We start from the raw sequence: 7,506 nt of genomic DNA, 5'->3' as shown, positions 1-7,506 counted from the left end.
AAACAACTTCAAAATAAAATCAGATAGTACTTTTTATTGTTAACCCAAGCCCAGATTCTATATTTCCGGCTGATACGGATTTTTTTGCAAATGTCACGCCTTCAAAGAAATTAAGAAGGTGCTGGAAGGAATAACTTAAAGTACAAAGCAGCTGGTGTACCCAGGGAAAGATATATTAACCGAAGTAAAGTTGATTTGGCTCTTTATATTGTAAAGCGACAGGTTAGTCTTGGGAAAAGATTCGATTTTGTTGGAGAAGATGGTTCCTAAGTTGTCAAAGTAGAATTAAGTAAGGGTTTTTATATTTCAAACTCATTTCGTGTAACAATATAAGGGTGCCCCAATTTTAAGTCCTTATTAATATCTTTATCAGTAGCGAATAATATACCTTTCCTTATTTCAACAATGTCGCCTGGCAAGCCACACAATCTATAAATATTAGGTAGTGTACCGAATGGAGTATCACCTGTAAACCAAATAAAATCTAATCTTTTCGGAGAGATGAACCTGGAGCCCAGCATTCTGCTATTTAATTTTATTGAAGGCTTGTTTGCGATAGTCGGGGCTTTATAGTATTGAAAAACATCTGTTAATCGACCGATTAACAAGAGTACAAATTGAATCCCCGGCAATAATAAAATAACTTTTAAAGTTCCCTTCATTCAATTGAGTTTTTAATTACACAAAACGTCTGACACTTGCTGTTGGCTGGCATTTGAAAAACGTAGCCCCGGATACCGAAGCCTATAAGAATTATTAAAGATGAAAATAATACAATCGGACTTTCTGATACTGAGCGTCATACCATAATAGCCAATATCGCAAAAAATTAATTTTATTAAACAAATAGACGATGATCCGCGTTATTCTACATACCCATTTTATAAAGACAAGTCGGTTTTACCCCTTTATTTTTATATTGTTGATCTCATACCCATAATGAAAGCAAAATTTGTATAATTTATTATGATCCTAAACATTTAATCAATGAAGACGCAAGCAGAAAAAAAAGATCTTTTTGATCGCTCCCCGGAATTCTTTGAAACAGACAAAGCCGCCGTTGAGGCTATCGTACAAACGGCTGTAAACGTTGAACTATTCACGATTCCCCTGTACATGACGTCTTTGTACTCTATACAGGGACTACACCAGATTACCGGAAAGAAAAGTAACCTTTATCAGGGACGTTTATGGCCGGGACTAGCTCCTACCTTCAGACCAGGAGAAAAATCATCCTTAAATAATATTCCTGAGAATGAAGCAGCATTTAATACAATATTCAGCGTATTCATTGAAGAGATGCTTCATTTGCAACTGGCCTCAAATGTAGCAACAGCGCTGGGTATCGTACCCCAGTTCACCCAAATGTCGCCAGAAAACAACAATTATGCATGGACATGTTACAATCCCCAAAGTACCATTCTTCCGGGTATTGTTGATTTCCAGGATTGTAAACCTGTATCAAATGGTGTTAATTATGCTGATATGAGGGTAAAACTCGATGAGCTTAATCTAAGTCAGAATGATCTGTTCCTTGCCATTGAGGCTCCCGAAGAAGAAGCTAAAGCACGTATTAAAGATAGTGAACTACACAAATATTTCCCGATAACCCCATTTAAAAACTGGAAAAAGGGAGATCAATTGCCAATGTTCGGTAGTATTGGTCAGATGTATCAGTGCCTCTGGGATTACCTTGATATCACTTACAAAGATGTTGAAGGTAAGGTTACCACTCTATGGGAAATGATGTATTCTCCGGCCGCTATACAGCAGGACATATTTAACACTGTTTCTCCCGGCCATCCCTATAAGGAGTTCCAGGAGTTGACGACTACCATATCGGGCTGGCTGCCAGATAAAGCAAAAGAACTTGTATTCAAACTTATCTGCAGTATAACTGACCAGGGTGAGGGTAAAGGTATCCGGAAGAATCTACGCCCTTCAGCAGGATTACAGGCGGTTAATCCCGAATACCAGGCTTCCGATGAAGCACTTAAAGCGGATTATCCTTCTTATACAGATACCGGAACCCCTGCCGCGTCATCTCACGCATACGCCCGTCACAATAATGGTGAACATGACCATTATGAGCGCTTTAAACAAATACAGGAAGATCTTAAATCCGGTAAAATTGTAACATGGCCTACCTGGCATAATCAGATACGGAAAGGTGCTGATAAATGGACTGCTCAGGATCTGATGGGTGCGGATTATGATAAAAACAAACACCCATTGCCAGCGGCAGAAGAAATTGCAGGCGCATTAAACCGTCTTAATAACCCCTTGGATAATTCCGGAAAGCCGGATAAAGCAAAAAGAAATGCCAACTACAAACAGTTTTGTGAAGTGGCTACAGGCGCAATAGCTGGCATTACCACTGTGCTTGACCAGTACTGGCAGAACAGCTCTGTAGGATTTCCTTTTCCATCAATGAGTGGCTCCGGCGACCGCCTGATGATGTGCTGGGCAGTTTTTGGTCAGCTTCCCGATCTCTCGGTAGGTGTAAAAGTCCGGCAGGTCAATACACTTTATCACGCATGTCAGGGTATGAATCTGAACAACGATGCACCGGTTGACAACACCTGCGCATCCGCAGAAGTCTACCATAATTGCAGAGGGTCAAACTCATGCAAGGCCGAGGGAGGTTGCGGATTTGTGCAACTGGTAGGCCAGTCAAAATCATGTAGCCAAAGTGTAAAACTGGCCCAGGGCCAATATAATTTACAAGCCGGATGCGGTTTACCGACACCGGCATACAGTGCTCCTGCCGATAATCTTTGTAAAAGTTTTGGCGGATGCGCTGTTCCTATTTCTGCTTCTCAGATTTACCCGCCGTTTACTGATCAGCAAGGGAAACCTGCTGTCGTCGGTGCAATGGAATTAAATGATTTTAAAGATCCGGATCACAGTACTATTAAATTACCCGGCCAGGTAGAATTTGAATATGGCGACCTGGTTTATGACATAGCATGGGAAGCCTACACAAAGGTTTTAAAAACCAGGAATCCCGATGCACCAGAGCCAGTTAAACCGCAGCCTAGTGATATCAGGCTGGCATTTCCTCCATCTACCTGATCTATATTTATGGATATAAATAACAACAAACGCCTGGGCCTTCCTAATCTTGGCCTGGGCGTCGGCTTACGCAGCAAACACTATGCACACCTGATGAAAAACGATCCGGTTATAGACTGGTTCGAGATCATCAGTGAAAATTACATGAACAATTTTGGCTACGCAAGACATGTGTTGGAACATATTGCAGGATTAAGACCCATTGTCATGCATGGCGTATCTATGTCAATAGGAAGTACAGACCCATTAAATCTTGCCTATCTCGAACAACTGAAAGAGCTTGCCGCAGTAGTAAATCCAGTCTGGATATCAGATCATTTATGTTGGACCGGAGTAGCTCATTTAAATACCCATGATTTGTTGCCTTTACCCCTGACAGTAGAAAGTCTGCTACATGTCAGCGAGCGTATAAACCGGGTTCAGGATATACTTCAACGACCATTAGTATTGGAAAATCCTTCAACGTACATGGAGTTTCAAAGCTCCAGTCTTTACGAATGGGAGTTCATGACTGAACTTGTGCATAAAACCGGCTGTGGTTTACTGCTTGACGTAAACAACGTTTTTGTATCAGGTAATAATCACCATTTCGATCCGGAATTTTATATTCGTAACATACCACATGAAGCAGTAGTTCAAATACATATTGCCGGACCTACAGATTGTTATCAATATTACCTGGATACACATGATCAGCCAGTGCCTACAGAGGTCTGGCGTTTGTATAATCTTGCACAGCAGCTTACCGGAGGTGTATCTACCCTATTAGAATGGGACGCAAATATTCCTGAATATGATGAACTGATCGCTGAAGTAAGTAAAGCAAAACAGGTATTACAAGGCCATTTACCTGATGTACCTGTCTATCGTACACCTTATTTAAATGCGGTTTCTAATCCTGTAGATCATCAAATACAAACATCCCATGAGTGAACTGGCCAACATTCAGAAATGGCTTACGTCGATTATTATTAAACCTGGCAGGCTAAATGATAAAGTGTACATGGCCGATCAATGCTATCATCTCAATCATGAGAAGGTAATACTCTCCACCGCAGGTATGCCAGCAATGAAAAAAATAGAAATATATGCCAAAGGATATGTACTACGGTTAATGGAATGTATGAAGGCAGAATATCCGGCCCTCTTACAACTACTTGGTCCTGAACTATTCAATATATTTGCCAGTGCCTATCTTGCAAGCGTGCCACCTGCTTCTCCCAACCTGTATGATCTTGGACTATACTTTCCCACATTCCTTAGAGGCACGCTGCCAAAGGAAAAAGTAAGTGAGGAACCATCCATATATGATCTTCCTGTTGAGGTTGCAATATTTGAACGTTCAATAGCTGAAGCTTCAAGAAGCAAGGGCATTGAAGGGAGGGGAAAAGAAAGTACTTATGACAATCAAATGCTTTATCTGTTGGATACGGCCTCAATCAGGACTTCACCATGCCTGATATTGTTACAGCTACATTTTCCGTTAGCAGAATTTATTAAGGCCGTACAACGCCTGGAAAATCCTCCTACTCCTGTTATAAAAGAAAGCTTTGCTGCTATCAGCAGAAGCGGATACATTGTTCAAATAGGCGATTTGGAGTTATGGCAATGGCAGTTTCTGAAAGCATTGCAAAATCATAATGATTATCTTGTTGCTATTAGTATTGCCTCCCAAAAGTGCGGCGTAAATAGTGATTCCCTGATGGCCGATTTAATGCTGTGGATACCGCTTGCGTTGAAGTCGGGATATATTTATCGTGATGGACTATAATATGTGGATATCTACAAGACGAAGTTCTTTCAAAATATTGCTGTAACTTAAAGAGCTTTCCTGCAAAACAAATGAAAACAGATACATTTCAGCTAACCATACATATGGTTTCAAGCCTTGATGGAATAATTGCCAAAAAAGACAATAGCGTTTCGTGGTTTGACACGCCCGATTATTATGAGAAAGGAATTACAGGACAAGACCCCGATGAATTTCTTAAAAAAATAGACTGCTATGTAATGGGGGCCCATACATACGAACATGCGCTGCAACTGTCTGCATCTTATGGATGGCCTTACGGAGACATACCCACAATTGTAGTCTCTCACAGAAACCTCCCTGTTTATAAACAAAACATAGCACTTTACTCCGGCGATCTGGACGAGCTGGTGAATGAACGACTAAAATCAAAGTATAAACATGTCTGGCTTGTAGGCGGAGCAATGCTTGCAAAAGATTTCATCCGTTCAAACCTGGCAGACGAAATCAGGTTGTCTTTCCTGCCTGTTATTCTTGGCGAAGGCACGGCGTTCTTTGAACATATAGGACATGAAGTTATATTGCATCTGAAAGACGTGGCCGCCTATAAAAGCGGAATGGTCGAATTGTGTTATGAAATAAAAAAGCAATAGACTGATTCAGACAGCTCTATGAGCATTATCGCTGTAATGTCTTTATACTGGTCCAGATGCCAGTTTTACCTTCCAGCTGGCTTACAAATGTGGCAAGCCCTATCAGGTGGTGGTTTATCTTCAACTTTTGACCATCACTGTCTATAAGCGTTAAAAGTCCGGCATTAGAGTATCCAGATCTAAAATTCAAAAATACTTACCCTGCCTATGAGGGAAGATTTTTAAGTGAGATCGCAATGGAGATTAGAAGAGGAACTTTTCATTGTGAAAGATTCAAAAAAGAAATAATCGATCATACAACTGCTCACTCCCCAAGAATTCAACTTGATCTTCCACCTCAAGGTTCTTTTTTAACGTAGCGCTGGGATTGGGTATAGCTGAAACTTCGTCTGTTGGATTCACCTGGAAATATTTATCCTTTGTTGCTGCGTTTAGTACCCACTTAAATCTTGCATAGTATCCCTGTGGAGTTTCCCCTTTAAATTTGGCAAGAAGGAATTTCCTAAACTCTTTGCATAGGTTTTCCGTAATGTCAACTGGTGAAACGAAGCTACGCCCTACAAATTCTTTGAATTGTTTAAAGCTGTTCTGTAAAGCCCTGTTACTATCTGTCTTATTTTTATCTACATATTCCGCGTAGTATTCCAGGAAATTCCCCTTAAACTTATGTGGTGGAATATAGGCAGATCCTATAGATTGCTGTTCTATTATTGTCTGGCTTTTTTTAACATCTATTAATTCTAAGGCTTGCTTATTATGATTTTTTTCGGTCTGGTTCTTCGGTTTCGTATAAGTCAATACTCGTATTGCAGGCCGCTGTCCGGGAAGCCGGCCATAGTCATAATAGTAGATCCTTTTATCTTTCGTCCTGTTTAGGTAAGATCCTATTTTCATATCCCTATGTAGTAATGGGAAATGATCCTGTGAATGGCACACACCCTTCAGGGAGTATTTCATTATTTGATTTTGCAAGTTGTACAAATACTCAGTGGGCGACCCAGTTTACTACTATGGCTATTGGTTCAGCTATAGGGTATTCAACTGCAAAGAATAATGGATTAACAGAAAATGATCTCGCGTTAGCTACTATTGGTGGTGGTATAACTGGTTTTACTGCTGGACACTATGGATATAAATTAGGTGCTAGCATTAATTATAGTGCCATTGGAAACAGTATTTCGAATTTTGCAGTAAATATTAGTAATGGAATTAATGATATCTTCAAAGGTGCGCAAAATGGAAATACTAGTGGATGGCAAGATCTTTCTAAATCGGTTTTAATGACTTTAGCAAAACAATATTCTGGCAAAACATTTACAAGTAGCGGTCAGTGGGAAGATTATGTTGGAGATACATTTGAAAAGACATTCCATGTATGGGCGGAAGCCTCCAAAAACATGGTTGGCTATCTGAACTCTTACGCACAAAATACTCTACCTGACCACCTTGACGATGGAGAAGGATTGTACTGGCCAATCCACTCTAGCAGGAAAAATATAATTATAGATGCGAAAGCAACCACCACTTTGCAGAATGTTTCATCAGGCAAAACTACGCGTTTTCCAGAAGCTGCCTGGTTTGAAATTAAAGCGAAACAAGGAAATATTACTCCCAGCACCTCAAGGGGACAGGTTGCTTATGAGATGCAAGCGCTGGTAAAGGATAAACCTAGAGCAGTTTATGAGGGGGCCGCGGAGTTCAATATTGTTACCACAACTAATTCACAAGTTAGTACAAAAATCTATGTGGGTGGTTATGTTATGGGTTTATTTGTTAGAAGATGGACTCCCCAATATAAGATTGTTAATAAAAAGGTAAAGGTGAGGTTTGGATATGAACAAGGAACAAGGGTGGGAGGAATACCCTTTAATATTACAACCATATTTTGGGATGATCCGGGTGTAGATTACCAGTTTTAAAATCTATTTTTATGAAAATTATTTGGACAACATTTTTTTTGATCACTAATTTATGTTTAGGTATGGCCCAGAAATATGAAATTAAATCTTCCCTAGAGCTGTTAAAAAT

At 40.1% G+C, this 7,506-nt stretch carries 7 protein-coding genes; 5 read left to right on the top strand and 2 right to left on the bottom strand.

Annotated elements, in window-relative coordinates:
• Nucleotides 1–299: 299 nt before the first annotated feature.
• Nucleotides 300–662, bottom strand: a complete 363-nt coding sequence (locus BW716_RS34170) for a S26 family signal peptidase (RefSeq protein WP_083730537.1) — start codon at nt 660–662, stop codon at nt 300–302.
• A 325-nt stretch (nt 663–987) separates the two neighbouring features.
• Between BW716_RS34170 and BW716_RS34165 the strand changes: the two genes are divergently transcribed.
• The 4 genes from BW716_RS34165 (at nt 988) to BW716_RS34150 (ending at nt 5,478) form a co-directional block, all read left to right on the top strand.
• On the top strand, nt 988–3,075 hold the full coding sequence (locus BW716_RS34165) for a ferritin-like domain-containing protein (RefSeq protein WP_083730536.1): 2,088 nt from the start codon (nt 988–990) through the stop codon (nt 3,073–3,075).
• 9 nt (nt 3,076–3,084) lie between these two features.
• The gene (locus tag BW716_RS34160; RefSeq protein WP_083730535.1) at nt 3,085–4,008 is read left to right on the top strand and encodes a DUF692 domain-containing protein; all 924 of its coding nucleotides are present in this window, start codon (nt 3,085–3,087) and stop codon (nt 4,006–4,008) included.
• Entirely contained in the window at nt 4,001–4,846 is an 846-nt protein-coding gene (locus tag BW716_RS34155) for a DNA-binding domain-containing protein (protein WP_083730534.1), read from the top strand. The genes BW716_RS34160 and BW716_RS34155 overlap by 8 nt, the downstream gene beginning before the upstream one ends.
• A 71-nt stretch (nt 4,847–4,917) precedes the next feature.
• The gene (locus BW716_RS34150; protein WP_083730533.1) at nt 4,918–5,478 is read left to right on the top strand and encodes a dihydrofolate reductase family protein; all 561 of its coding nucleotides are present in this window, start codon (nt 4,918–4,920) and stop codon (nt 5,476–5,478) included.
• Nucleotides 5,479–5,751: 273 nt separating this feature from the next.
• On the opposite strand, the gene BW716_RS34145 is transcribed toward BW716_RS34150, so the two are convergent.
• Complete coding sequence (locus tag BW716_RS34145) at nt 5,752–6,372, bottom strand: phage integrase SAM-like domain-containing protein (protein WP_179091402.1); 621 nt, start codon at nt 6,370–6,372, stop codon at nt 5,752–5,754.
• A 14-nt stretch (nt 6,373–6,386) separates the two neighbouring features.
• Here BW716_RS34145 and BW716_RS34140 point away from each other — a divergent pair, with 14 nt between their 5' ends.
• Entirely contained in the window at nt 6,387–7,397 is a 1,011-nt protein-coding gene (locus tag BW716_RS34140) for a hypothetical protein (RefSeq protein WP_179091401.1), read from the top strand.
• Nucleotides 7,398–7,506: the final 109 nt, after the last annotated feature.

Source organism: [Flexibacter] sp. ATCC 35208 (assembly GCF_001975825.1).
Classification (GTDB): Bacteria; Bacteroidota; Bacteroidia; order Chitinophagales; family Chitinophagaceae; genus Chitinophaga.
This window is presented reverse-complemented; position numbering and strand designations above follow the sequence as displayed.